The sequence below is a fragment of the Actinokineospora iranica genome, from assembly GCF_900101685.1.
Lineage (GTDB): Bacteria > Actinomycetota > Actinomycetes > Mycobacteriales > Pseudonocardiaceae > Actinokineospora > Actinokineospora iranica.
This window is the reverse complement of record NZ_FMZZ01000004.1, coordinates 51,903-73,998: the sequence shown is the minus strand read 5'-3', so window position 1 is coordinate 73,998 and position 22,096 is coordinate 51,903. Positions and strand designations below refer to the sequence as shown.

The 22,096-nt window shown below is 67.4% G+C and carries 25 protein-coding genes; 15 read left to right on the top strand and 10 right to left on the bottom strand.

Features of this window, described 5'->3' with window-relative positions; genetic code table 11:
- Positions 1 to 10 precede the first annotated feature (10 nt).
- From BLS56_RS10285 to BLS56_RS10270, 4 genes are all read right to left on the bottom strand, one after another.
- A complete protein-coding gene (locus tag BLS56_RS10285; RefSeq protein WP_228771566.1) occupies positions 11 to 1,453 on the bottom strand; it encodes a DUF3987 domain-containing protein in 1,443 nt (480 codons plus the stop codon).
- Between the two features lie 96 nt (positions 1,454 to 1,549).
- Complete coding sequence (locus BLS56_RS10280; protein WP_091449766.1) at positions 1,550 to 1,837, bottom strand: hypothetical protein; 288 nt, start codon at positions 1,835 to 1,837, stop codon at positions 1,550 to 1,552.
- Positions 1,834 to 2,229 (bottom strand): hypothetical protein, encoded by a 396-nt coding sequence (locus BLS56_RS10275; RefSeq protein ID WP_091449765.1) that lies wholly within the window; start codon positions 2,227 to 2,229, stop codon positions 1,834 to 1,836. Before BLS56_RS10275 ends, BLS56_RS10280 begins: the two co-directional genes overlap by 4 nt.
- The gene (locus tag BLS56_RS10270) at positions 2,226 to 2,450 is read right to left on the bottom strand and encodes a helix-turn-helix domain-containing protein (RefSeq protein ID WP_228771565.1); all 225 of its coding nucleotides are present in this window, start codon (positions 2,448 to 2,450) and stop codon (positions 2,226 to 2,228) included. The genes BLS56_RS10275 and BLS56_RS10270 overlap by 4 nt, the downstream gene beginning before the upstream one ends.
- A 199-nt stretch (positions 2,451 to 2,649) precedes the next feature.
- Between BLS56_RS10270 and BLS56_RS10265 the strand changes: the two genes are divergently transcribed.
- Positions 2,650 to 3,261 (top strand): helix-turn-helix transcriptional regulator, encoded by a 612-nt coding sequence (locus tag BLS56_RS10265; protein ID WP_228771533.1) that lies wholly within the window; start codon positions 2,650 to 2,652, stop codon positions 3,259 to 3,261.
- Positions 3,209 to 3,577 carry a divalent-cation tolerance protein CutA gene (gene cutA, locus BLS56_RS33005; RefSeq protein ID WP_407640506.1) on the top strand — a complete coding sequence of 123 codons (369 nt, stop codon included), beginning with the start codon at positions 3,209 to 3,211 and terminating at the stop codon, positions 3,575 to 3,577. Before BLS56_RS10265 ends, cutA begins: the two co-directional genes overlap by 53 nt.
- A gap of 809 nt (positions 3,578 to 4,386) precedes the next feature.
- On the opposite strand, the gene BLS56_RS10255 is transcribed toward cutA, so the two are convergent.
- Together BLS56_RS10255 and BLS56_RS10250 are read right to left on the bottom strand one after the other, a co-directional pair.
- Positions 4,387 to 5,598: a tyrosine-type recombinase/integrase gene (locus tag BLS56_RS10255; RefSeq protein WP_091449762.1), complete on the bottom strand. Its 1,212-nt coding sequence runs from the start codon at positions 5,596 to 5,598 to the stop codon at positions 4,387 to 4,389.
- Positions 5,595 to 6,173 (bottom strand): hypothetical protein, encoded by a 579-nt coding sequence (locus BLS56_RS10250; protein WP_228771532.1) that lies wholly within the window; start codon positions 6,171 to 6,173, stop codon positions 5,595 to 5,597. Before BLS56_RS10250 ends, BLS56_RS10255 begins: the two co-directional genes overlap by 4 nt.
- A gap of 73 nt (positions 6,174 to 6,246) precedes the next feature.
- On the opposite strand from BLS56_RS10250, the gene BLS56_RS10245 reads away from it, so the two are divergent.
- On the top strand, positions 6,247 to 6,486 hold the full coding sequence (locus BLS56_RS10245) for a helix-turn-helix transcriptional regulator (RefSeq protein ID WP_091449761.1): 240 nt from the start codon (positions 6,247 to 6,249) through the stop codon (positions 6,484 to 6,486).
- On the opposite strand, the gene BLS56_RS10240 is transcribed toward BLS56_RS10245, so the two are convergent.
- Positions 6,483 to 6,962, bottom strand: a complete 480-nt coding sequence (locus tag BLS56_RS10240) for an SLOG cluster 4 domain-containing protein (RefSeq protein ID WP_091450039.1) — start codon at positions 6,960 to 6,962, stop codon at positions 6,483 to 6,485. The two genes, BLS56_RS10245 and BLS56_RS10240, sit on opposite strands and share 4 nt — an antisense overlap.
- 26 nt (positions 6,963 to 6,988) lie before the next feature.
- Entirely contained in the window at positions 6,989 to 8,530 is a 1,542-nt protein-coding gene (locus tag BLS56_RS10235; protein ID WP_139190595.1) for a hypothetical protein, read from the bottom strand.
- Positions 8,531 to 8,788: 258 nt separating this feature from the next.
- On the opposite strand from BLS56_RS10235, the gene BLS56_RS10230 reads away from it, so the two are divergent.
- The 6 genes from BLS56_RS10230 to fxlM all read left to right on the top strand — a co-directional run bounded on the left by BLS56_RS10230 (position 8,789) and on the right by fxlM (position 15,255).
- Positions 8,789 to 9,121, top strand: a complete 333-nt coding sequence (locus BLS56_RS10230; protein ID WP_091449759.1) for a hypothetical protein — start codon at positions 8,789 to 8,791, stop codon at positions 9,119 to 9,121.
- Positions 9,118 to 9,417 (top strand): hypothetical protein, encoded by a 300-nt coding sequence (locus tag BLS56_RS10225; protein WP_091449758.1) that lies wholly within the window; start codon positions 9,118 to 9,120, stop codon positions 9,415 to 9,417. Before BLS56_RS10230 ends, BLS56_RS10225 begins: the two co-directional genes overlap by 4 nt.
- A 126-nt stretch (positions 9,418 to 9,543) precedes the next feature.
- A complete protein-coding gene (locus BLS56_RS10220) occupies positions 9,544 to 9,714 on the top strand; it encodes an FxLD family lanthipeptide (RefSeq protein WP_091449757.1) in 171 nt (56 codons plus the stop codon).
- 72 nt (positions 9,715 to 9,786) lie between these two features.
- A complete protein-coding gene (locus BLS56_RS10215) occupies positions 9,787 to 12,834 on the top strand; it encodes a lantibiotic dehydratase (protein ID WP_091449756.1) in 3,048 nt (1,015 codons plus the stop codon).
- Positions 12,831 to 14,069, top strand: coding sequence for a lanthionine synthetase C family protein (locus BLS56_RS10210; RefSeq protein ID WP_091449755.1), 1,239 nt, complete (start codon positions 12,831 to 12,833; stop codon positions 14,067 to 14,069). Before BLS56_RS10215 ends, BLS56_RS10210 begins: the two co-directional genes overlap by 4 nt.
- A complete protein-coding gene (gene fxlM / locus BLS56_RS10205) occupies positions 14,047 to 15,255 on the top strand; it encodes a methyltransferase, FxLD system (protein ID WP_228771531.1) in 1,209 nt (402 codons plus the stop codon). Before BLS56_RS10210 ends, fxlM begins: the two co-directional genes overlap by 23 nt.
- 213 nt (positions 15,256 to 15,468) lie before the next feature.
- On the opposite strand, the gene BLS56_RS10200 is transcribed toward fxlM, so the two are convergent.
- Positions 15,469 to 16,386 (bottom strand): nucleotidyl transferase AbiEii/AbiGii toxin family protein, encoded by a 918-nt coding sequence (locus BLS56_RS10200; protein ID WP_091449754.1) that lies wholly within the window; start codon positions 16,384 to 16,386, stop codon positions 15,469 to 15,471.
- Complete coding sequence (locus BLS56_RS10195) at positions 16,386 to 17,465, bottom strand: type IV toxin-antitoxin system AbiEi family antitoxin domain-containing protein (RefSeq protein ID WP_228771530.1); 1,080 nt, start codon at positions 17,463 to 17,465, stop codon at positions 16,386 to 16,388. The genes BLS56_RS10200 and BLS56_RS10195 overlap by 1 nt, the downstream gene beginning before the upstream one ends.
- A gap of 558 nt (positions 17,466 to 18,023) precedes the next feature.
- Between BLS56_RS10195 and BLS56_RS10190 the strand changes: the two genes are divergently transcribed.
- The 6 genes from BLS56_RS10190 (at position 18,024) to BLS56_RS10165 (ending at position 22,048) form a co-directional block, all read left to right on the top strand.
- Complete coding sequence (locus BLS56_RS10190) at positions 18,024 to 18,575, top strand: sigma-70 family RNA polymerase sigma factor (protein ID WP_091449752.1); 552 nt, start codon at positions 18,024 to 18,026, stop codon at positions 18,573 to 18,575.
- 277 nt (positions 18,576 to 18,852) lie between these two features.
- The gene (gene shbA / locus BLS56_RS10185) at positions 18,853 to 19,440 is read left to right on the top strand and encodes an RNA polymerase sigma factor ShbA (RefSeq protein ID WP_091450037.1); all 588 of its coding nucleotides are present in this window, start codon (positions 18,853 to 18,855) and stop codon (positions 19,438 to 19,440) included.
- 764 nt (positions 19,441 to 20,204) lie between these two features.
- Complete coding sequence (locus tag BLS56_RS10180) at positions 20,205 to 20,555, top strand: hypothetical protein (RefSeq protein ID WP_139190594.1); 351 nt, start codon at positions 20,205 to 20,207, stop codon at positions 20,553 to 20,555.
- On the top strand, positions 20,552 to 21,334 hold the full coding sequence (locus BLS56_RS10175; RefSeq protein WP_091449750.1) for a hypothetical protein: 783 nt from the start codon (positions 20,552 to 20,554) through the stop codon (positions 21,332 to 21,334). Before BLS56_RS10180 ends, BLS56_RS10175 begins: the two co-directional genes overlap by 4 nt.
- A gap of 138 nt (positions 21,335 to 21,472) precedes the next feature.
- Positions 21,473 to 21,766, top strand: coding sequence for a hypothetical protein (locus BLS56_RS10170; RefSeq protein ID WP_091449749.1), 294 nt, complete (start codon positions 21,473 to 21,475; stop codon positions 21,764 to 21,766).
- An 18-nt stretch (positions 21,767 to 21,784) separates the two neighbouring features.
- Positions 21,785 to 22,048 (top strand): hypothetical protein, encoded by a 264-nt coding sequence (locus tag BLS56_RS10165; RefSeq protein ID WP_139190593.1) that lies wholly within the window; start codon positions 21,785 to 21,787, stop codon positions 22,046 to 22,048.
- Positions 22,049 to 22,096: the final 48 nt, after the last annotated feature.

Here is a 22,096-nt window from a genome sequence, read left to right as displayed (position 1 = left end):
CGTAACCGCGTCAACCGCGTGGGGTGGTCGCGGTGAAGACCGTGGCGGGGCGTCCCCTCCCCCCGGCTGGTGGTCGGCTGGTGGCCGTGACCTGTCCTGCGGTGACCAAGTGGTCCAGCAGGCGACCGACGTCGGCGGCGGACTTGTTGCGCTGGAAGGCATCGCGGGCCTGCTCGCGGGTGCATCCCTGCGGACCGTGCTCGCGGATGTGGGTCAGCAGCTTCACCAGGTCGTCGTTGGGCCGTAGGACGACGCGGGCTGAGTCGATGGAGTAGCGGACGAGTGCGGCGGCGGCGGTGAGGTGGGTGGTGGTGATGTGGTCGGTTCGGTCGAGGGCGGCGTAGGTGGCGGCGATGCGAAGGCAGTTGGGCACGGCGCGGCTGGTGAATTGGGCCAGGACGCCGTCACCGTCGCCGTCGGCTGCGGCCGAGAAGTCGACGTAGAGGCGACGCCACAGCTGCGCGGCGTCGGGGTCGAGGGTGAGCGCGTCGAGTCGGGACGCGGCGGCCAGGCGGTCGGACAGGGCCGCGCCGAACTGGAGCAGGGTCGTGGGGTCGATGGGGTCGGGGGCGGGCAGGAACTTCGACTGCGCGACCGCGATGGGCAGGAACCGGTTGTAGGTGCCTCCGGCCATGTCGGTGGAGCTGACGCGGTCGCGGAACTCGGTGGGGGTGATGTGGGCGACGATCCCGACGTGGGACTGTCGGGCGGTGCGGGCATCGACGTTGAGAGTGGACAGGTTCCCGCCCTCCCACGCCGCGCGCAGGGTCGCGGAGAGGGTGTTGCCCTCGCGTTTCATGCGGGCCATGACCGATGCCCACTCGGGTTCGTAGGCCAGTAGCCGGACGTCGTGCTCGGGCAGCAGTCGCGGCTTGCCCTTGCCGGGGGTGTCGTCGGTGGCGAACACCGAGGCCAGCCCTTCGCCGCTGGACAGACCGGAGTGGACGTTGTCCGCGACGAACTCGGGGATGGCGTGGGAGAGCAGGGCTTTGGCCACGTTGTACCCGGTCCCTTTGCGACCGGTACCGGTCGGGCCGACCACGATCGGCCACGTGAGCAACGGGTGCCGCTCGAACCCCCCGACGACCACATGCGGACCCGGACCCATGTGGACCCCGGCGGCGGCGAGCAGGGTGACCAGTACCCCCACCGGGTCGGCTTCGGTGAACGGGTCCAGGTGGGTGGCCAACTGCCCCAAAAAGCACCCGAACACGGCCGGGTCGACCGGGGGCAGCCACCCCCGAATCCGCGCGACACGCTCACCCATGGCCGCGTCGTCGAGCGCACCAGCACCGGTACCCGTACCGGTGCCGGTGCCGGTGCTGGTCAGCACCGAGGGCAGGGCGTAGACGGGGGCGAGATCCCCCACCGGTTCCGTCCACGGGTCCGCCCCCGGTGCGGTCACCGGGTACAGCCACGGGTCGGCGGGGTCATGGGACGGCGGTACAGGCATGGACACGACAAGACTCCTCAGTGCGCGACGACAGGCGCGGCGGATCACCCGGCAGACAGGACCGGGGGCGGTACAAGGGGGCGGTGCGGGGGTGGGTCAGCGCTGCCGGTGCCCGCGACGGCGGGAGGACCGACGCACCAGGCGCGCGGCCCGGTGACACGCGACCAGACGCGCGTGGTCGACGTACCGGCTGCCCGGGTGCCCGTGCTTGCGGAGCACGCCGATCAGGGCGTCGAACTCCGGCAGCAGCGCCATCCGGGCCACGTACCGGGCCACCCGGTCGGCACCGAGCGCGGGCACCTGGTCGGGCTCGAACGGCGACAGGTACAACGCCGTCACCACCGCATCAACCACCGGGGTCAGGGTGGGGTACTGGTCGCTCATGCCGCATGCCCCCGGCCCGCACCCTTGCGGCTCGCCCGGAACGCGGCAGCCGCCGCCCGGTAGGACGCGCGATCCGCCGACACCTGCCACGCCAGATCCACGCACAACTGGTAACGGGCGCGGGACCCCCACAACCGCCTGTGCCGGGTGAGGTCACCGCGCCGGGTGACCTCACGGGCGTACTCGGCGTCCAGACGCAACCGCTCCACACCCACCCAGGCCGCGCCCTGGCCCACCAACACCGTGATCTCGTCGTCGCTCAACTCACGGTGCAACTTCGCGCCGCTGTGGTGAATCGCCAACGCGACCTCACCCACCCGCAACTCCCGCAGAAGGCGGGCGCCCACCGACGCGTCTTCCTGCTCGACGTTCGTGGTCGTGGTCGTGGTCATCGGGACACCTCGCTCGTGATCGCCGCGTCCTGGGCCGTGCCCGCGTCGGCGACGGAAGCCACCTGGTCGCTGAGCACCTGGGCGTCGACCGGCTCCGCGCACTGGCTCAAGTAGGCGTTCAGCGCAGCCCCCGGGATACGCAGCGCCTTGCCGATCTTCAACGCGTTCAGCTCGCCGGTCTCCACGGCCCGGTAGATCGTGTTGACCGAGACGTCCAACATGTCGGCCACTGCTTTCACCCGGAACATCCGAGTACTCTCGACCTGCATCGCGGCTCTCCCAAGCTCGATGTGCGCCCTGAACGGTGTTGCCACACCGTTCAGGGCTTTTCAGACCTCTCTGGGGTCTCTTACGTCCCCTATGGTGGGGTCCGGTCGGTCCTGTTGTCAAGGACCAACTAGACCCCTCATGATGGGACGCATGAGCGAGATGGCAGAAGTGATGAAGGAACGTCGCGCTGACCTGGGCATGTCCCAGGCTGAGCTAGCGGCGGCTGTGGGCGTCCAGACGCGGCAGATCAGGCGGTACGAAGCAGGGGAGCAGCACCCCGTGTTGCCTGTGGCTGTAGCGATCGCGGACGCGCTCAAGATCACCGTCAACGAACTGGCCGGAATGACTTCTCAGCGGCTGAGTCTGTCGGGGGAGTGGTGGGCGTCTTGGCAAACGTGGAAAGACGGCGTTGAGGTCATCACGGCCCAGGAAGTACGCATTGGGCAACAGGGTGATTTGCTGAGCGTTCGCACGACAACGAGGGGAATTGAGGTCGAGGACGGCGGCTACCATTGGCAGGGTGAATTGCGCCTATGGGATAATGAGATCCTCATGGGGTGGTATGCCGCTGCTGACGGCTCCGTTCGCTCCAAAGGTACTTTCTATTTCGTGTTGCATCCGCATGGACTCACCATGCGCGGCCGCTGGGTCGGTTTGAGCTACGACGGAAAGATCATCACTGGGTGGGGCGGGGTGGCCAAGAGTGAAGATGGTGCGCGCGGCATCATCTCCGAACTCGAAGGGAATGCGGACAGTGTCTGACGTTGTGGAAGTCGTCATCACCGCGCCCGACGCTGATTGGTTGGCTGAGTTTGCGAGGATGCTCCTCGATGAGCGGCTATGCGCGGGTGGTCATTCGATCGAACGGGTTCGATCCCTATATCGATGGCAAGGTGATATCCACGATAAGGCTGAGGCGCGTATTGCGCTGCACACTCGTTCGGTGCACGTAGACGCGATTATCTCGCTCGCAAATGCGCGTCATCCGTATGACGTTCCATGTGTGGTGGCGTGGCCGATTGAGCTGGGGAACCCGGATTACCTAGCGTGGGTAATGGCGGAGACGCGTAGTAGCTAGTCGATGTGTCCTTCGGCGCGGCGTATGGCGGCCTGGATTAGGGCGGCGAGTGCGTCGGGGAGTTCCTGGGCCGCGTCGGCGTGCCCGTGTGCGCGGGTGGGCGGTGGCGCCGCATTCGTGGCGGCCTGGTGGTCGGGGACGTCGACTACCAGGTTCTGTTCCGCCGCTGGGTGCCGCCAAGTCCCTGCCGCGCGTGCTGCGGCGCAGGTGCATGGGTGGGAGACTTCGCGCATTTCCCAGCCGCTGTCGGGCCGTTGCACTGGTTGTTGCCAGGTCATGACGCCTGTGTCGCGGCAGATTCGGCAGTCTGGGCCATCTTCCGGTGGCGTGGTGCGTTCGACCGTGTTCATCCGGGCACCTGCCCGAGACCGCCGCAACCCGAGCACTTACCGCGGGGACTGCCGTCGTCGTCGCTCTCGTTCGCGGGCGGGTCTTGCAAGCCTGACCCATGGCAGTCCGGGCACGTCACCATCCTCATCCACCTACGGTGACAGCCTTCGCGCCGCCACGCCAGCGGCTGGCACGCTCCAGGCAGGGGGCTTCCTGAGCCGTCTCAATCGCCGTCTCAGTCCTCGCCCGTTCGGGTAAAAGCTACTGCTGCACATACCGCAGGTGACCAGGAAAAACACGCAAGCGGGACTCTGTGGAACGGTGGACCGAAGTCCTACGGATCAGAAGGTTAGGGGTTCGAATCCCTTCGGGCGCACCAAGTAAGTCCAGGTCAGGGCCTTGTTCTCAGTTATGGGGACGAGGTCTTGTTCTGTTTCCGGCCTCGTTGTCTCACAGTGTCACACGAACGCTTGTACTGCTTACTTGTAGATCCTGCCGAGGGCGTCGGTGCCGGTTTTGAGGTCTTCGTCGTCGGCGTGCACGTAGGTTGAGTAGGTGAACGCCGTGTCGTAGTGCCCGGCCCACTTGCTGATGATGGAGATCGGCACCCCGGCCTTCTCCATCAGGCTCAGCGTGGTGTGCCGCCCCTCGTGGAGGACGATCCGCTTGACTCCGGCGCGCTTCGACAGCCGCTGGAACTCGTCGGAGTACCACTCGGGGTGAACGGGCTGGCCAAGTTCGTTGACGACCACGTAGCCGCTGTCGACATAGCCTTCGCCCGCGGCCAGCTTCTCGGCCGCTTGCGCGACCTTGAGCGCCCGCAGTGCGACGGCCAAGCGGGCGTCGAGCGGCAGCTTCCGGAACCCGTTCCTGGACTTGGGCGGCTCGATCAGGATCTTGCCCTCGACCAGCACTCGCGACTGCCGCACATGGACGGTGGCGTGCTTGGCGCCGTAGCACTCGGCACACCAACGTTCGCTGTGCTTCCCGCACACAGCGCTGAACGGTCCGAAGTCCACGTCCTTCCATCGCAGGCCCAAGACCTCGCCGCGCCGAAGGCCATAGAGCGAGAGCCGCCAGGCGGCATGGAGGCGATCCTTCTTGGCCTTGGTCAGGAACCTGTGCACCTCGGCCTTCGACCAGGTCTCCGGCTCAGCAGGCTCGTACTTGGGCGGTTTCACCAGCTTGGCCACGTTCCTGGGGATCAGGCCCTCCAGCGTCGCCATCTCGAACGCGGCGGTGAGCCGTCCGAGCGTGAGCTGGATGCTGCGCGGGCCGAGGCCGGTGCCTGGCTTTCCGCCGCGTCGCCTGCCCTCGGTCGCCATCCAGGTGACCATCCGCTCGATGTCGGCCTTGGTGACCTTCTGCATCGCTGTCGGACCCAGCCGCTCGAAGGCCGGTCGGAGCGCATCCCGGTAGCTCCTCTTGCTGGAGTCCCGGAGATCCCGGGTGGCGCCTTCCAGCCAGCCGGTCAGGTACTCGGCCACGGTGACCTTGGCAGGCCGGATGTAGCTGCCCTCGTTGGTTTGGTGCCGGATCTTGTCGTACTCGGCGCGGGCTTCCCGCTTGGTGTCGAAGGTGAAGGTCTTCTGCAGCCTCCGGCTGGTCTCCGGGTCACGCCCGACATCGATGACGAAGCGGTATCTCACCGCTCCGCTCTTCAACGTGATCTTCTTGATCGGATCACTCACTGGTGCGTCTGTCCTTCCTCTCGATCGTTCTCCACACCTGGTGGTGCGAGTTCGGGCAGGAGCCCCATCTGTCGGGCCTTGCGCAGGTAGCGGGCGACTTGCGCCCGTGACCGCCCCATCTCCCGGGCCACGGCCATCGCGGGCGCGGGGCTGCCGGATGTGACTGCCTGGGAGTAGACCCGGGCCGCGGTCTGCGCGTCTGTCTCGGCTTTCCCATGTGCCACTTCGGGTTGCGGGGGCGCGCCCAAGATCGCGCCTGGCGGGAGGGCGCTTACCGGGACCTCGGCCTTCGCCACCGCTTCCCGGAGCAGTTGCTCGACCAGCACTTGGCGCAGCACCGTGGTGGTGATCTGGAACTGGGTGTTCGACCGAATGGCCAACTCGTGGACTCTTGGCCGCAGGTCGGCTCCGACGAACACCTCGATCGTCACGGTCGCGGGAGGTGTCTCCAGCGTGATCGACGCGCGAAACCGCATGGGAATGGCGGTTTCCGGGCCAGTCAAGAGATAGCCGAGTGGCGCCGAGGGCTCGGCGGAAGCCCACGCGATCCGGAAGTCCTTCGGTTGACGCGCCACGATCCTCCCCAGACTACGATGACATGGCAATGACTTAGTTGTATCATGCCCGGACATCGTCGATGGGGGGAACATGTCAGATGAGGTGAACAAGCTCAGTAGAACGCCGACGCTGAGCGAGATCCGCGAGACTTGGCCCGCTGCGGTGGGGGTGCCGGAAGCAGCAGCCGCGTTCGGTCTGAGCCGCAGCCATGCCTACGAGTTGATAGCGCGGGGCGAGTTTCCGGCAAGGGTGCTGCGGGTCGGCAGCCGCTACCGAGTGGTCACGGCCTCGATCATCACGACATTGTCAGACGATCGCGACGTGCTCTAGCGGCTGCCGTTGAGGGCAAGATCGACGGCGTCTTGGGGGCTGTCGGCCGTAAGTGTGGTGTCTGGCAACGGGTTGCCGTCGTGGTCGAGGACGGTCCAACCGTTCAGAGTGATGACCGGAATGCCGCCGCGTCGTTTGGCCAGGGCGATCTCGGACAGGGTGCCCCACGAGCCGCCGATCGCGATGACGGCGTCGGCGGACCAGACGATGGCGGCGTTGCGGGCTTCGCCCATGTTGGTGACGATCACCGCCGACAGGTCGGGGTTGGCCCCTTCGGTGGAGTCGTTGGGGCGGATGCCGATGACCAGGCCGTTCTCGGCGCGGGCGCCCGCGGCGACAGCGGCCATCACTCCGGTGCCGCCGCCGCAGATCACCGTCGCACCGGCCTGGGCCAGCAGTTTGCCCACCTGCTGGGCGTCGGCCTGGTCCTGCTCAGTGCAGTGGCGTGGTCCGCAGACAGCGACTTGCACGGGCACGTTCACACCTCCCGGTTGTGAGCGGGTCAGTCGGCCGAGTTCAGCTCCGACGGACTGGCCGCCGGAGTGGAACAGAACTCGGCGAGATCATCGCGCAAAGAGGCCACAGTGGAGGACTCGATGCCCGGGTGGCCGCTCAGCAGGGTGGTCAACGACCTGACGCGGCTGATCACCGGGACGGTGCGCTGCTCGGCCACAGTGGACAAGACCGGAGCCAAGTGCTCGCCCACCGCGTCGAGGTCGCCGCGGGCCAGGTGGGCGCGGGTGAGGTCGATGCGGGCGGCGGCGACGAACTGGGCATTGGGGTGGCGTTCCGCGGCGAACTCGTTGACGGCGGTAAGTGCCCAGTCAATGGCGGCATCGAGGTGTTTGTCACCGCCGAGTTCCCGGTGAGCTTCGCTGGCGTAGTAGGCCGCTTTGCCGGTGGCGAAGGCGAACACGCCCGGTTCGTCTGCGGTGGGGTCGGTCGGGGCGGCGGACGCGGCGGCCAGCGCCCGAACGACACCTGCGGAATCTTGGCGGGCGGCGTTGATCCTGGCCTGCTGGCTGGTCAGTCGTAGCAGTGCCGTCCCGCTGGTGGCGTCGGGCAACGCGGCCTCGACCAGTCCGGCCGCGTCGTCATAGCGGCCGTCCCAGTAGGCGACGTTGCTCTGCACCCATCGGGTGTAGACCCGCAGCGGGGTGTAGCTGGCGACTTCGGCGCAATGCAGCGCGGTGCGGGCGTGGGTGTTCGCGGCGTGCGGGTGGCCCAGATCGGCGGAGGCGTGCGCGAGCAGCGCGCACATCTGTCCGCCGATCTTGTACAGCTCCATGCTGTGGCGCGGGTGCTGGCGTCCGGCGATCAAGGCGAACACGTCGTCGCGGGCGCCGATCAGTCGGGAGAACACGGTCGCGGGCGGATCGGTGAGATAGCTCGACGCGACCTCTGCGATGTCGGCCGCCATCTGCTCCAGCACTTCGTCATCGACGTTGGTGGTGGCGCTCCAGCGTCGGAACTGGGCGGATTCCTCGGCGGCCATGACTACCTCCTCGCGGATTGGCAGCCCCCGAGCGTCGCGGCGTACCACGCGACGGTTTCCCCGGCTGCCGACAGTGTTGATGTTCCGGCTCGCAAGCCGGAGATCAGGGTGGGTCTCGGGGAACGGCGCGATGTTCGCGCTGGACACCATGAGCGCGTCCCCGGCCGGGGCCAAGAGCCTGCGGTCTGTGGGACTGAGATGTTCCATGTCGTCGACGTCGACGAGGTGGGCGGGTGTGCAGCCGTGGCCGAAGGTCGCGGCGAGATTGGACAGGTAGCGCACGCTTGGCGCGGTACCCCCGTGCGGCCAGCTCTCGTACTCGCTGATCCGATTGTCTGCCAGCTTGGCGCCGGGATGGGCGGTGTTGTACTCCTGCGCCAGCTTCCACTGCGGCCAGCCCAACGCGTGCCGCCACGCCGCGCGGGGCCGCAGGTTGAACCTGCGGGACATCTCGGCGGCGATCTGGGCAACCGAGCATCCAAGAGCGCGCATCCGGTCGCGGAGCTGATCGCGCTCAGCCTTTCCGGAGGCCCCGGCCTTCCTAGGCATCGACCACCCTCCCGGTGCACCCGTTGTGTGCCGCAGCTACTGCGAACGGTAGCGCCGAGAAGTGGGCCGCCGGGAGCGCGCCAGCTCCGAGGGGCGGAACTTTTCACCCGTCTATTCCGTGTTCGCGCTGATCAGGACGGCTGGAGTAAGCGAGGAAATGTTCCCGCCCGAGCAGGAGGTGAACCACCCTTCGGGTAGGCCACGCTGAGTACCGACGACAGCACTCCCCGCCACGTACGGATCAAGGAGGTCGGCAACGTGAGCACCGCGATCAGCGACAAGGCCATTCCGGTTCCATCGGGCAGGAACACCACACCGCCACGGGCGTCGGTTGTGGTGGGCGCCTTCGCCGCCACCCCGGTCGGGCACCCGGTGCTCACCGCCGCCGCAAGACTGGCCACCCAGCACCGGCTGCGCGCCCAATCCCACCGACTGGTCTGCGACCCACACGCCGACGATCACGTGGTGGCGGCCGCGGCCCGATCGGTCGACGCCGCGCGTGCCGTGCTGATCGACTGGATCGACGTATGGTCCGGTCGTAGGCGGCTTCCGCGCTACCAGACCCCAACCGGCCCGGCGGTCACCGCGTGAACGCGGGCGGGCTGCGCGGCATCCGGGCCGTCATCGTCGCCGCGGACAGCACGGTCGGACTGGTCGCCCAGAGCATCGACGACCTGGCCGCGCATTTGCCGCCCCAGCACGCGCCCAGGATGTGCCCGCTGTGCTCCACGGAACGCTGGCCGTGTGTCCGGTTCCGGGACGCCGCGCACCACGTGCGCGCCGCTGGGATCGACATAGGTGAACTCGTGCCTCGGGACTTGCATCGGCACCTGCAACCACCCCAACCCAGCCCGCAAGCGCACCAGACGGCTCTTCCGCCACCGTGATTTTGCTGTCCCGTTCAGCCGGACGGCCATGGGACGGCACGACAGGCTCCTGGCTCGAATCCTTGTCTCGCAAGGTGTTTCTGGTCAGGTTGATGAGGATCTGCCCGATACGACGAAAGGCACCTAATGTCCGCAACGATCAGCGCAGACGCCCCACCAGTCGAGGACCCCTTCGCCCTTGACGTGCGGATCATCACCGATGTTCCGCCCGGCCACCCGCTTTCGGCGTGCGGCAACGGCACAGACGACGGCTGCGACCCCACCTGCGCGTCAGCCTGCATCAGCGACGGCGTCTGAGAACCGTCGTTCACCCCGTGAGCAGGGGCCGGAACGCCTCCGGCCCCTGCTCCGCCTGCCCGAGGAACCGCGATGCGAGCCACCGACAAGAAACCGCTCTACCGGCACACCGGTGTCGCGTTGCTACGAGCCGCCGCCGCGCCGCTGACCAACGCGCCCGACCACTGGCCCGACCTCACCGACCCCCGGTCGTGCCGCACTTGGCTGGATACCGTGTGGTCCAGTCCCCGTCTCGCTGACGCGGTTCGCCAGGCCAGCCCGTCGCTGGGTGCGGCCGTCGACACCATTCGCTCCGGTCACCTTGTCGAGGACAAGCAGATCCGCAGCGCCACCCTGTCCACCGCTCGCTACCTGTTGCGCAGCATCGGCCGTCCCACGCCGTTCGGGTTGTTCGCGGGCGTGGCTCCGGTCGAACTCGGAGCGGGCGCCCAAGCGCGCTGGGGTGAGGAACACCGGGCGGTCGCCCGCGTCAACACCGAGTGGCTGGCCGACATCATCACCCGCGCCGAGGGATGTCCGGAGCTGCTGCGACGGCTCCGGGTTGTGGTCACCGACCTCGCGGTCAGGCGCGGTGGCCGTTTCGAAGTCCCACAGGGGCCGAACCGCGTGACTGTCCGCCACACCCCAGCAATTGCCGCCGTCCAGGACAAGGCGGCCGTCCCGGTCCGCTTCGGCGTCCTGATCGACACGCTGGCCGTGGATTTCGCCGCCGATCGGTCCAAGGTCCAGGCCATGCTCACCGAACTCGTGCGAAGCGGCTACCTGCTGACCAACCTGCGCGCCCCCTTTACCGTCACCGATCCGTTCACCCACCTCATGGACCAACTCCATGAAACCGAAGCCGACACGCTTCCCGACACCGCCGCCTTCGTGCGCGACCTGAACGCGATCCATGTCGAGTTGCACCATCACAACCACGCCACGACCACCCGGGACGATCAGCGCCGCGCACGCGCCACGATCACCGCGAGCATGAGGCAACTCTCTCCGGTCGGGCGCACCCCGCTGGCCGTGGACCTGATGCTGGACTGTGAAATCCGGCTGCCCCACCACGTCGCGCACGAGATGGAACGTGCCGCGGGCGCGTTGCTGCGCCTGACCAGACAGCCAACCGGGGAAGCGGCTTGGCGGAACTACCACTCGGCGTTCATAGACCGATACGGCGCCGGAACGTTGGTTCCCTTGGCTGACGTCATAGACCCGGACACCGGACTCGGCTTCCCAGCCGGATACCAGGGCAGCGTGCTGCCCGCGTCGTCCTCGAATGTCTCTGAGCGCGACGAGCGGCTGTTGGCGCTGGCCTGGCAGGCGTTGGCCACCGGCACCCGCGAGATCATCCTCACCGACGACCAGATCGGTGAGCTGACCGGCACAACTTTCGATGAGCACTTCATCCCGCCGCACGTGGAGCTTTCCGCCCGCGTCCACGCCACCAGCGCCGCCGCCCTCGACGCTGGCGACTTCCTGCTCACCGTCGCCCCAGCCCGCTCCGCTGGAACGCTGACCAGCCGCTTCACCCCAATGGCGACGGGCACCGGCCTGGCCGACGCCTACCGGGCGCTGCCCGCCGCGACCGTCGGGGCGTTGCGTGCCCAGATGTCCTTCGGACCGCTCTACCCGCACGCGGAGAACGTCTGTCGCGTCCCGGCGTATCTCGACCACCTGCTCCCGCTGGGCGAACATCGCGCACCCGGAGGCGACCACGCGCTAATCACAGTGGACGACCTGGCCATCACCGCGACGCGCGACCGCCTGCACCTGGTCAGCCGCTCCCGCCGCCGGGTGGTCGAACCGCAGGTGTTTCACGCTCTCGCGCTGAACAAGCAGCCACCGCTGATCGCGCGATTCCTGGCGCATCTTCCGCGCGCGTTCTCCGCCGCCTGGTACCAGTTCGACTGGGGGCCGCACCTCAGGCTGCCGTTCCTCCCGCAAGTGCGCTACCGCCGCACCATCCTGTCTCCAGCCCAATGGCGACTGACCACCGCTGACCTTCCCGCCAGTCCCGACCACTGGCGACCGGTGCTCGACCGCTGGAGGCAGCGCTGGAGCTGCCCAGACGTGGTCGAACTTCGCGACGCCGACCGCACCCTGCGCCTCACCTTGAACGAGCCCACCCACGCCTCCCTGCTGCGCACGCACCTCACGCGACATGGCCAAGCCATCCTCCACACCGCCACCCCGGCAGACGATTTCGGCTGGATCGGCGGCCACGCCCACGAGATCGCCTTGCCCCTGGTCACCACCCGCCCGGCCGCGCCTGACCCGCTGCGCGGGCAGCTACCCGAGGTGACGAACACGCACGGGCACCTGCCAGGCGCCCCGGACGCCACTTGGCTGTCGGCGAAGGTCTTCACCCACCCCGAGCGGATCACCGAGATCGTCACCGAGTACCTGCCCGACCTGCTGACCATGCTGGGCACCACCTCGTGCTGGTGGCTTCGCTACCGCGATCGACACGAGACCGACCACCTTCGCCTCCGTGTCCAAACTAGCCCGGACCGCTACGCTGCGTGCACAAAAGCGGTGGGGGAGTGGACAAGGCGAATGCGGCAGAAGGGGCTGGTTGGGCGGCTGGTCTACGACACCTACCGCCCGGAGATCGGCCGCTATGGGTCCGGCCCGGCGATGGATGCCGCAGAGGACGTCTTCGCCGCCGACTCGGCCACCGTGGCGGCCGTGCTGAGGCACCGCCCCGGTACGGACCGGGATCTCATTCCCTTCGTCGTGGCAAACATGGTGGGCATCGTTGACGGCCTGTTTGGCGACCGCGGCGAGGCAATGAACTGGCTGGGCACCCGGCCCGTCCCGAGCACGCCCGCCATCGACCGGGCAGTGACTGACCAGGCCATCCGGCTGGCCATTGATTCAGCAGCACTGGCACAGGTGTCCGGCTGGGACAGCGAGATCGGCCAGGCCTGGCAGGACCGCACCGACGCCCTGGTCGCATACCGTGAACATCTCCCGCCCGAGTTCGACATCGACGTCGTGGTGGAGTCGCTGCTGCACATGCACCACAACCGCGTCGTAGGCATCGCCCCCGACACCGAACGCATCTGCCGCCGCCTGAGTAGACAAGCCGCCCTCGCCTGGCGCGCTCGGCAGGAAGGCAGCGGCCAGTGACTCACACCGACCCGTGCAGCCCTCCGCCCGAGCACGAGCCCAAACCCGGCTGGCACCAGTCCCTGTCCGATGGGGCCGCCGGGCTCGCCCTGCTCCACATCACCTACGCCCAGACCGGCGTCGGCGACTGGGCCACCGCCCACCGCTGGGTCACCGCCATGACCCGCGACCCCGTTGCCGCCCATCCGGACGCCTGCCTGTTCCACGGAGCCCCCGCGGTCGCCTTCGTTCTGCGCACTGCTGGCCAACCCTCTTACGCCGCGGCGCTGGCCGCGATTGACGACCACATTGCGAAGCTCACCCGGCACCGCTTGGACCAGGCGCACGACCGGATCGAGCGAGGTCTGCTTCCGGAGTTGCGCGAGTTCGACCTGATCAACGGGCTGACCGGGATCGGCGCATACCTGCTCCAGACCGACAACACCGAACTCCTGCGTGACGTGCTGGCCTACCTGGTGCGCCTGACCGAGCCGCTGCGCGTCGACGGCCAGACGTTGCCGGGCTGGTGGACTGGAAACGCTCCCGCCGACCGGCCCGACCCGCGGTGGCCAGGCGGCCACGCGAACCTGGGCCTCGCGCACGGCATCGCCGGTCCGCTGGCGCTACTGGCCACTGCGGTGATCCACGGCGTCACCGTCTCCGACCACGCCGAGGCCATCGACCACTTCGACGCCGCCTTGGGTCGCTGGCGCTGCGGCACCCGGACGCGCCCGTGGTGGCCTGGCACGATCACCCCGGCCGAATGGAGAACCGGTGACGTCGCTCAACCCGGTCCACAACGGCCGTCCTGGTGCTACGGCACTCCAGGCCTGGCGCGAGCCCGGCAACTGGCAGGCCTCGCCTTAAGCAATCCGCAGCGGCAGCATCGCGCAGAGACTGTGTTGGCACGTTCTGTCAGCGATGAAGCCCAGCTCGCCCTGCTCCACGACGACTCCCTCTGCCACGGCTGGGCAGGATTCGTCCACACGACCGCGCGGATGGCCGCCGCCGGTCCCGACAGCGAACTTGCCGCTCTCCTGCCTGGCCTCCGCGCCCGCTGGGAACAGCGCCGTCTCGGAGTGTCGGACCGGAATGGGATGTTGGAGGGCACCGCGGGCATCGCGCTGACCCGGCACACCCCTGACGTGGGCAAGCTACCCACCACCCGGTGGGACGCCTGCCTGCTCCTCGCACCAGCAGACACCTCGAATCACCGCACCCGAAAGGAATCGGATGACCAGCATGACCAGCACTGAGCCCGAGGACCTGCGCGACCACATGGTCGAGCACCTCAAGGACAGCGGGCACCTGCGCTCCCACCGCATCGAGCTGGCTCTGCGAACCGTCCCTCGGCACTTGTTCGTGCCCGCCGCTTCCGTCGAGGACGCCTACGCGAACAAGGCCATCACCATCAAGCCAGGTCCCGACCGCCCCGCCAGTTGCATCTCCGTTCCGACCGTCGTGGCGATGATGCTCGACCAGCTCGACCCGCAGCCGGGCGATCACGTCCTCGAAATCGGCGCGGGAACCGGCTACAACGCCGCACTCCTGGCTGAACTCGTCGGCCCTACCGGCAGCGTGACGACCATCGACATCCACCCCGACGTCACCGCCCACGCCCGCCAAGCCCTCGACAAAACCGGCCACGACCAGGTCCGCGTCGTGACCGGCGACGGCGCACTCGGCGACCCTGACCACGCTCCTTACGACAAGATCATCGTCACCGTCGGCCCATGGGACCTGCCACCCGCCTGGTTCGACCAGCTTGCCCCCGGAGGGACGCTCGTCGTGCCCCTGCACTGGCGCGGCCAAGCCCGCAGCGTCGCGTTCACCCGCACTGACCGCGGGCTACGGGCCACCGACAGCAGGCTCTGCGGATTCATCCCCATGATCGGCATCGTCCCGTCCGGGGAACAGACCGGCCACATCGTCGACGACGTCGCCCTGTACTGGGACTCCGACCAGAACATCGACCCGGCCGCGTTGCACGAGGTCTTCACCCAGCCCGCCACCACGGTGTGGTCCGGCGCCTCAGTGGTCGCCAACGAGTCGTTCGACCACATTTGGCTCTGGCTGACCGCCACCGAACCCGGCGCCTGCCGCCTCGCGGCCGAACCCGCCGCCATCGACGCTGGTCTTTGCCGCCCCGTGTTCGCCCACCGCACTCCCGCCATGGTCGAGGGCGACTCCCTCGCCTACCTCACCAAGCCCCGCCCCCTAGACCAGGACGGCGAACGCCGCTACGAACTCGGCGCCACCGGCCACGGCCCAGCCGGAGCCCACCTAGCCGAGCGCCTGTGCGAACACATCCGCCACTGGGACAGCGACCGCACCGCCCAGCCCACCATCACCGCCTACCCGGCCGACACCCCCGCCGAGAACCTCCCCGTCGGCGGAGTAGTCATCGACAAGCGCCACGTCCGGATGGTTGTCACACCCTGACCGGGCTCCCCGCAGACGCTTTCGCGGCGCGATCCGCAGGGGCGCTACCGGACAGGCGTCGAGTTGAGGTCGGGAAGACAGTCCGATGAGCTAGAAGGTCAAGGGGTGGACGGCGGCCGGGGCTAGCGATTGCGGTGCTGATCTCGACCTGGCCGGGCGAGTTTCCGGTCGTAGCGTGCCCCGCGACCGCAGTGGGCTGTAGGCGCATGCGGTTTATGGCGGGTTAAGCCAGCGCAGATGATCCGGCGTCCAACGTCCAGGTGGAGTCGCAGTCAGCAGGGGGGTAATGAATGCGGCGGCAAGGCCCGCAGCCTCGTTGAGGGTTTGGTGGCGCGCCAGTCCGGTCACGCCGCGGGCATCGCGAGCGTAGCCCGCACTCCAGCTCTGACCGCCGGGAACATGGAACTTGGCGGGCAGGATCAACATGGTGCCGCGTTGGCGGCGGCGAGCGACCTCGGCGTGCAGGGCGGTGTGCATTGTGGTGCCGTCGATGGTCTCGCTCAAGATAATCAGCAGCAGGTCGACCAGGTCATGGGAGCGCGAGGACGGGATGGCCTGAGGCCCGTGGCGCTCATACATGGCGGAGATCTTGTCTGCGATGTGGTCGACGATGGGGTACAGGTGGACATCCGGCCATTGGCCGTCGTCCAAGCCGGGTACGCATGACTGCAGAGAACGGGTGGTGGGCTGACCTAACGGCGTATGGCCGACGACGAGGTCGACGCTGATCGTGTTGAGCGCTGTACGCCCGTAGTACGGGGTGAATCGGACGCGGCGGGCTTGTCCTCCTTTCGATGCGGTTGTGGTGTCGCGATAGACGTAGTGGAGGTGGTCGCCGAGGTCGAGAGCGACGGCCGTACGAAGGACCGCGACCGCGTCGTCAAGATCGGCGCTCAACGACGTCAGGTGGAGCAGATCGAGGTCTCGGGTGTGGCGGGCATGCGGATAGCGGCGGAGCAGGGCTTGGCCGCCCTTGACCAGCCAACCTTCAGCGTCGTGAGTGGCTAGACGGGCCAACAGTCGGTCGTAGAGGTAACGCTCTACCAAGGTCGTGCTGTTCTGACCGGTGGCGCGGGCGTGGTTTCTGGCCAGGTTATTGAGTCGTCGCCGCGCTGCGGCGGGTAAGTCCATCAGGGCATATCCTCGTCGTCTTCGCCAGGCATCGCTGCAGATCGCGCGGCCTCGGCACCCGCGGCCGCGAGCGCTGCAGCCATAATGCTTGAAGATCGCGCGATCTCCGCCGAGGCATGCGGCAACTCGAGCGCTCGAAGTAGCTCAGCCTGCCGGTTGAGCACGTCAAGCTGTGACAGAGACCTACGAAGACCCTCGATGTGCGAAGAAGACAGCTGCGGTAGGGATCGTGCGAACGAAGTCAAAGGCACGGACAGGTTCTCGAGGACCCCCGCAGCCGGAACCATTCCTTGAATGGATTCCACCATCTGCGCGAGCGCAGCGTTGATCGGCGTGCCCGACAGAGACAGAGTCGTCCTAGGCAGCACCTCCAAGATGTGACGTAGGTCTGAAGTGCGTACGAGTCCGTTGGGGGCGACGAGATCGGCGAGGCTGTGTCCAGCCTGAGCGAGCAGGTACTCGATCAGGCTGCGGCCGTGACCTCGGGGCAGGCCGTATCGACGCGCGTACGTTCCTGACCTATTTGCCAACTGGTCGAGGTCGACCAAGCCGCGGCGAGCGGCGTGGTAGATCATCGCGCCGACGTGACCGCCGTCGATGTGGTCTGCCAGGTGGTCGGTGATGGTGCGCGGCACCGTCGTCACAGGTAGCCCGTCGACGAGTTCGACATCATCCTCGGTCAGCTCCGCGCGCCGCGGACTTACGTCCTGCTCACGCGTCACCCGTCGTCGCGGAACGGTGATCTCGACGATGTCCGCGCGAAGGTCGCCGATACCGTGAATTAGAGCAGCCGAGCTGTGTGAGATCACCCCGCCGTCGGGGTCGAGATCTGGACGCTCCCAGGCCGGGACGGTCGGGTTCAGTGCCAGCCACACGGCCTTGGGCTGGAGGTGTTTAGGCATGGTGGCTGCTGTAGCGAGGTAACAGCCGCGGCGAACTCTCTCGAGCAGGCCCGCCTCGACGGCGCGCTGCAGCGTCATGCCGTCCACACCCACCGTCTTAGCCTGGGCTGCGGTGATCAGACCCCACTGTTCGGTGGTGTGGTTGACCATCGCTTCCATTGCATCCACCAGGTTCACGCAACGATTATCACACACTACAGGCAGCGTTGGTAACCCTGTGCCGTTATTTTCGTTGTACATGGCGTGTGACTTTCGCTGTTATCGTTGGTCCTGCTGGCCCGGGTGGAGTGGCCATCCGCAACGGTGGGTGCCTGACTTGGTGCAACCTATGAGAGCTGGTCCGGAGGTTGGCAAGGCGGCGGGTATCGGCCTCCTGGGAGCAGTTGTCCCACACAGCCTGTGCGCCACATCGCCATCACCGCGGCCCTGGGCGCCGGGATCGGGATGCGCGATGCCCGGGACTACGCCCGCCACCGCGAGCTCGCACCACTCGCCGCTACGACCACTCGCGGCACGACCTGGACAGCTTCGCCGCCTACACCCACTTCGCCTGAGCTGCGCCGTGAACGACTGTGGTTTCGGGAGTGAGTAATCGCCACTTGCCTGGCCGGGCCAGTGCGCCTCCGGCCAGGAGCTGCTGTGATCGTCATTTTCTGGTGTGCGTTGCACGCGCGGTCGGGCTCGTGGCACTACACCTTGAACACGGTGGCGGAGCGATGAAGGGGTGGTGGGCGGATGGACGCGGAGTTCCAGGACTTCTTTCGTCACGCGTTCCCCAAGACGGTCGCCGTCCTGCGCCAGATGGGCTTCGGTTTGGAGGAGTCCGCTGATTCGGCCTCGGAGGCGATGATCGCGTTGCTCACCAGCACCGCCGAGATTACGAGTCCGCTGGCCTGGGTGGTGAAGATCGCCATCCGGGACGCTTCCCGCAACGCGCAGCGGGCCGTGCTGGGGAGGCAGAAGGCGGCCCTCGCGGCGCGGCGCGACCGTCCGAAGGTGAGCGAGATCGGCTCGGGGCAGCTCGACGAGGTCGTTCTCGACCTGCTGATGAGGTTGTCGCCGGTGCGCAGGCAGGTGATCGCGCTCTACTACCAGGGGTTCGAGACCTACGAGATCGCCGACATCCTCGCGAGCAAGGAAAGCACCATCCGCTCCCATCGGCGCCACGCCAAGATCCAGCTGAGCGGCTTCGTACGCGAGCTGCGTGCCGAGGTGCAAGGTGAGTTCGACGAGTTCCTGACGTTGCTGCAGATCGAGGAGGTGCCCACCCGTGGTCAACGACGCTGAGATCGACATCGGAGCCTGGATGGGGGACGCGGGGCGGGGACTTGTCGCCTCGACCACCGCCCAACTCGACGTTGAAGGCACTCTGCGGGGTGTGGAGGCCGCCGCGGTCGCGCGGCTCTCGGCCTTGTCGGCGCTGCGGAAGGAACCACGCGGGGTCGCTGCGGTGGTCAAGTACGTCCCGCGTCCGGAGGCTGTCACCACCCTGGCTCCGGCTCTGGCGGGGCAGGCGGCGTCCTCCGCAACGCCGTCGGCGTCGCGTCCCCGTCGGCCCCAGAGCGTGGACGCGGTCTTCGCCCGGTTGAAGAGCGCCGCCTTCCACGAACTCGTGGACGCCTCGCTCAAAGGTGACCAGGAGGCCATCGGCACCCTGTTCGCCTGGATCAACCCGGCGATCATCCGCTACTGCCGGGCCCGGATCGGCCGCACCGGCTCGGCGTTCTCCAACGCCGACGACGTGGCCCAGGAAATCCTGCTCGCCGTCCTCGGCGCGCTGCCCCGCTACTCCGACGACCGCGAGTCCTTCTTGCCGTTCGTCTACGGCATCGCCTCGCACAAGGTCGCCGACTACTACCGCCGCTCCGGCCGCGACCGCTCCGAGCCGGTCGCCGACGTGCCGGACACCATCGACCACAACCTGGGCCCCGAGCAGATCACCCTGCGCGGCGAGATGCGCTCCCGGCTGGTCAGGCTCCTGGACACCCTCGCCCCGCGCCAGCGCGAGATCCTGGTGCTGCGCCTGGTCGTCGGCCTCTCCGCGCAGGAGACCGCCACCGCGATCGGCCTGACCGCCACCGCCGTCCGCGTCGCCCAGCACCGCGCCCTCACCCGGCTGCGCGGCGAGCTCTCGGCTGGCGATTGGTTGTAGGGCACCGTGCCCCTGCTGTCACCACGGTCCGGTGGAACGAAAACGCGTCAGGCCCCGGAGATTCGCAGAACCTCCGGGGCCTTTCGTGTGATGGCGGGGATCCGGGCCAACGGACCGTCCCACCTCCCCAGTGCTCGACTGCATCCCACTAGCGGGCGTCCGGGGGCAGCAGGATCGTCGGACAATCCTGAACCTGCAGGAGCAACGATAGGGGACTGGCGCTGTCCAACAGCTTCTGATGGGGCGTTGATCAGCCATAACATCCCCGGCGCAGTGGTCGCGGCGAGTTCAGCGGACGATGTTGCTGTACATCACGGCAACCGTTGGACACTGCGTTGGACACCCGCTGAGCCGTCGAAGAGACACGAACCCGCTGTTGGACACTGTCTCGGTGCCACGGGTGTGGAAGGGCGAGCCGACGCTGGACACAAGTTTTTCGGTGCAGGGCGCATCGGCTTGGTTTCCGCGTATCGCCTGAGGATCATCAACTTTGCGGTCCCCGGTCCCGATGTCCGGGGCGGCCGTGATCGAGGGCCAAATCGATCACGGCTTCGAGACCAGGCAACAAGCCTCGACTGCATCCCCCAGCGCGGTGTCCCCTCCAAGCGGAGCCGCTCGAGTTCTTACCTGTGTGCGTGGGCTCGTCAGTGCTCGACATGGCGTCGAGCACCGACGGCGCCTCCGCCTACGGACTCGAGCAGACGGTTCTGCCCACCGGGACCCCGCCCGCGCGGCCACCCTCCAGTGGCCAGGATGAGGAACCCGTGACGACAAGACCCGGGGACCACGACGGTCCCCAGTACATCCCGGGCCGCGAGTCCGAGGACATCACAGCGACGACCAAGCCCGCGCCGGGTGTCACCGACGTGGCGGCTGGCCCCGCGTGGACCTGGCAAACGGTGCTACTGGTGCTGACGCTGGTGATGTCCTCCTTCGTGTTCGTTTACCTGCTGCTGGGAACAGGCCTGGAGGTTCACACGGCCGTGCTGGTCCCCATCGGTCTGCTCGCCGTGATCGTGCCCTTGGTAGTGCCCACCAAGTCGGGCAACAGCCTCGGCCGCAGGCTCGTGCGGGCACTGACGGCGTTCGCGGACGACGGACAGGGGCCACGATGAGCACCTCTCCTGCTGTCGCCTCCGAGCCCGACGGCGACCTGACGATCACGGCGGCGGACGAGACGGGCTTCATGGCGCTGATGCGAGCCATGCTCGCCCACTCCGGGCTCACTGCCGGGCAGGTCGCCATGTACGCCAAGCTGCCCCGTAGCACCGCCTACCGCTTCGTGTCCGAGAAGAACACCACGTTGCCCAAACACGCCCACCAAGTTCGGGCCTTCGCCCGCGGCTGCAGGCTCAGACCCGAGCAAGTCGAGCAGGTCATGATGCTCTGGGCGAACCTGCGCGAGATGTCTACCGCGCTTGAAATCATCGCTCCCAAGGAACTCGTGCTCGACGCCGAACTCGTCGACCACCGCCCGAACGAGCAGCACCGTGACGAGCCGGTGCTGCAGCGGCTGACCGGTGGCATGGGCAGCGTCGCCGTGCACGGCGACATCAACATCGCCTACAACACCCACCACAACATCACCAACCACCGATACAGTCACTCCGGCGCCCAAACCGATAACGCCACACAGGACGAGGGCGCATCACAGGAGGGAACCAACCAACGATCCGGTGAGCGCCGTCGCAGGCCATTTCTGCGTGACCTGTTGGACAACTACAGGTGGGTGCTGAACGCGGTCGCCCTGCTCAGCGCTCTGAGTATGATCCTGTTCGCCTTCATCGCCCTGCTCCTGGTCGATGGTGTCGAGGCATACCCTGCCACGGCCATGGTCCTCCTGTTTGCCGGAATGACCCTGACCGTACTGAGACTGCTCCGACCACGCCGCTGACCAGCGAATATCACGATCAAGGCCCTTTCCCGGAACAGATCCGGGGGAGGGCCTTGTCGTTCCTCTGGACCTCGGTAGGTGCGCGACCACTCGGCGGCCTCGTGGCGGAGTTGGTCACTTACTTGATCACCACGTCCCGTGGCGGTCGCTGTCGTCGTGCTGATTCGGGACCGGCGGTTGCACAACAAGGTGATGACGAAACTCCGAGCGGAGCAGGTCCAGCAGGTGGACGCAGCGGATGCGGCTCGAAGGGCGAGACAACTCGCCGAGGCCTCGACGGTCGTGATCGAGTTCAAGCCGATGAGGCGCCCAAACTCAAATTCGATGTTCCCAGGCGTGAGCATCAGCAACCACGGGTCGGTGCCGGTGCTAGAAGTCGTCGTCTTGGACATGGTTTTCACCGACGATGAGGGCGTCCGCCACGCAGATTGAGCCTTGAGGAGCACGGTGGTGTGGAACGCCACGCCCCGGCCGGGTCCGCTCAAGGCTGCTGATGTTCTCGGGCCTCGTGAAGACGTCGAGCTGCCCGGGCTGGGTATCGATGGCGTCAGCCTGGAGATGCTGAACTGGGGGACCGCAGACATCACGTTCGCGTTCCGCGACGTCGAGGGGCAGTGGTGGCGGCGCGTGAGCGGGGGTGAGCCCGCCCGGGTTGAAGCGTCGGTCGCTACTTGGCGGGTTCGTTCTGCTGTGGAGTCGAGTTCTGACGCTTGACTCCCATCTCCGGTCGGCTCTGTCGAGCAGCGCCTGCTGGTCAGTCAA

Excerpts from the sequence above, each read along its gene's own strand:
- BLS56_RS10245 (WP_091449761.1), top strand. The coding sequence starts at position 6,247 with ATGTCAGATGAGGTGAACAAGCTCAGTAGAACGCCGACGCTGAGCGAG.
- BLS56_RS10220 (WP_091449757.1), top strand. The coding sequence starts at position 9,544 with ATGTCCGCAACGATCAGCGCAGACGCCCCACCAGTCGAGGACCCCTTC.
- BLS56_RS10235 (WP_139190595.1), bottom strand. The coding sequence starts at position 8,530 with ATGCCTAGGAAGGCCGGGGCCTCCGGAAAGGCTGAGCGCGATCAGCTC.
- BLS56_RS10280 (WP_091449766.1), bottom strand. The coding sequence starts at position 1,837 with ATGAGCGACCAGTACCCCACCCTGACCCCGGTGGTTGATGCGGTGGTG.
- BLS56_RS10190 (WP_091449752.1), top strand. The coding sequence starts at position 18,024 with ATGGACGCGGAGTTCCAGGACTTCTTTCGTCACGCGTTCCCCAAGACG.
- BLS56_RS10275 (WP_091449765.1), bottom strand. The coding sequence starts at position 2,229 with ATGACCACGACCACGACCACGAACGTCGAGCAGGAAGACGCGTCGGTG.
- fxlM (WP_228771531.1), top strand. The coding sequence starts at position 14,047 with ATGACCAGCATGACCAGCACTGAGCCCGAGGACCTGCGCGACCACATG.
- BLS56_RS10265 (WP_228771533.1), top strand. The coding sequence starts at position 2,650 with ATGAGCGAGATGGCAGAAGTGATGAAGGAACGTCGCGCTGACCTGGGC.
- BLS56_RS10215 (WP_091449756.1), top strand. The coding sequence starts at position 9,787 with ATGCGAGCCACCGACAAGAAACCGCTCTACCGGCACACCGGTGTCGCG.
- cutA (WP_407640506.1), top strand. The coding sequence starts at position 3,209 with ATGGTGCGCGCGGCATCATCTCCGAACTCGAAGGGAATGCGGACAGTG.
- BLS56_RS10270 (WP_228771565.1), bottom strand. The coding sequence starts at position 2,450 with ATGTTGGACGTCTCGGTCAACACGATCTACCGGGCCGTGGAGACCGGC.
- BLS56_RS10175 (WP_091449750.1), top strand. The coding sequence starts at position 20,552 with ATGAGCACCTCTCCTGCTGTCGCCTCCGAGCCCGACGGCGACCTGACG.
- BLS56_RS10200 (WP_091449754.1), bottom strand. The coding sequence starts at position 16,386 with ATGGACTTACCCGCCGCAGCGCGGCGACGACTCAATAACCTGGCCAGA.
- BLS56_RS10285 (WP_228771566.1), bottom strand. The coding sequence starts at position 1,453 with ATGCCTGTACCGCCGTCCCATGACCCCGCCGACCCGTGGCTGTACCCG.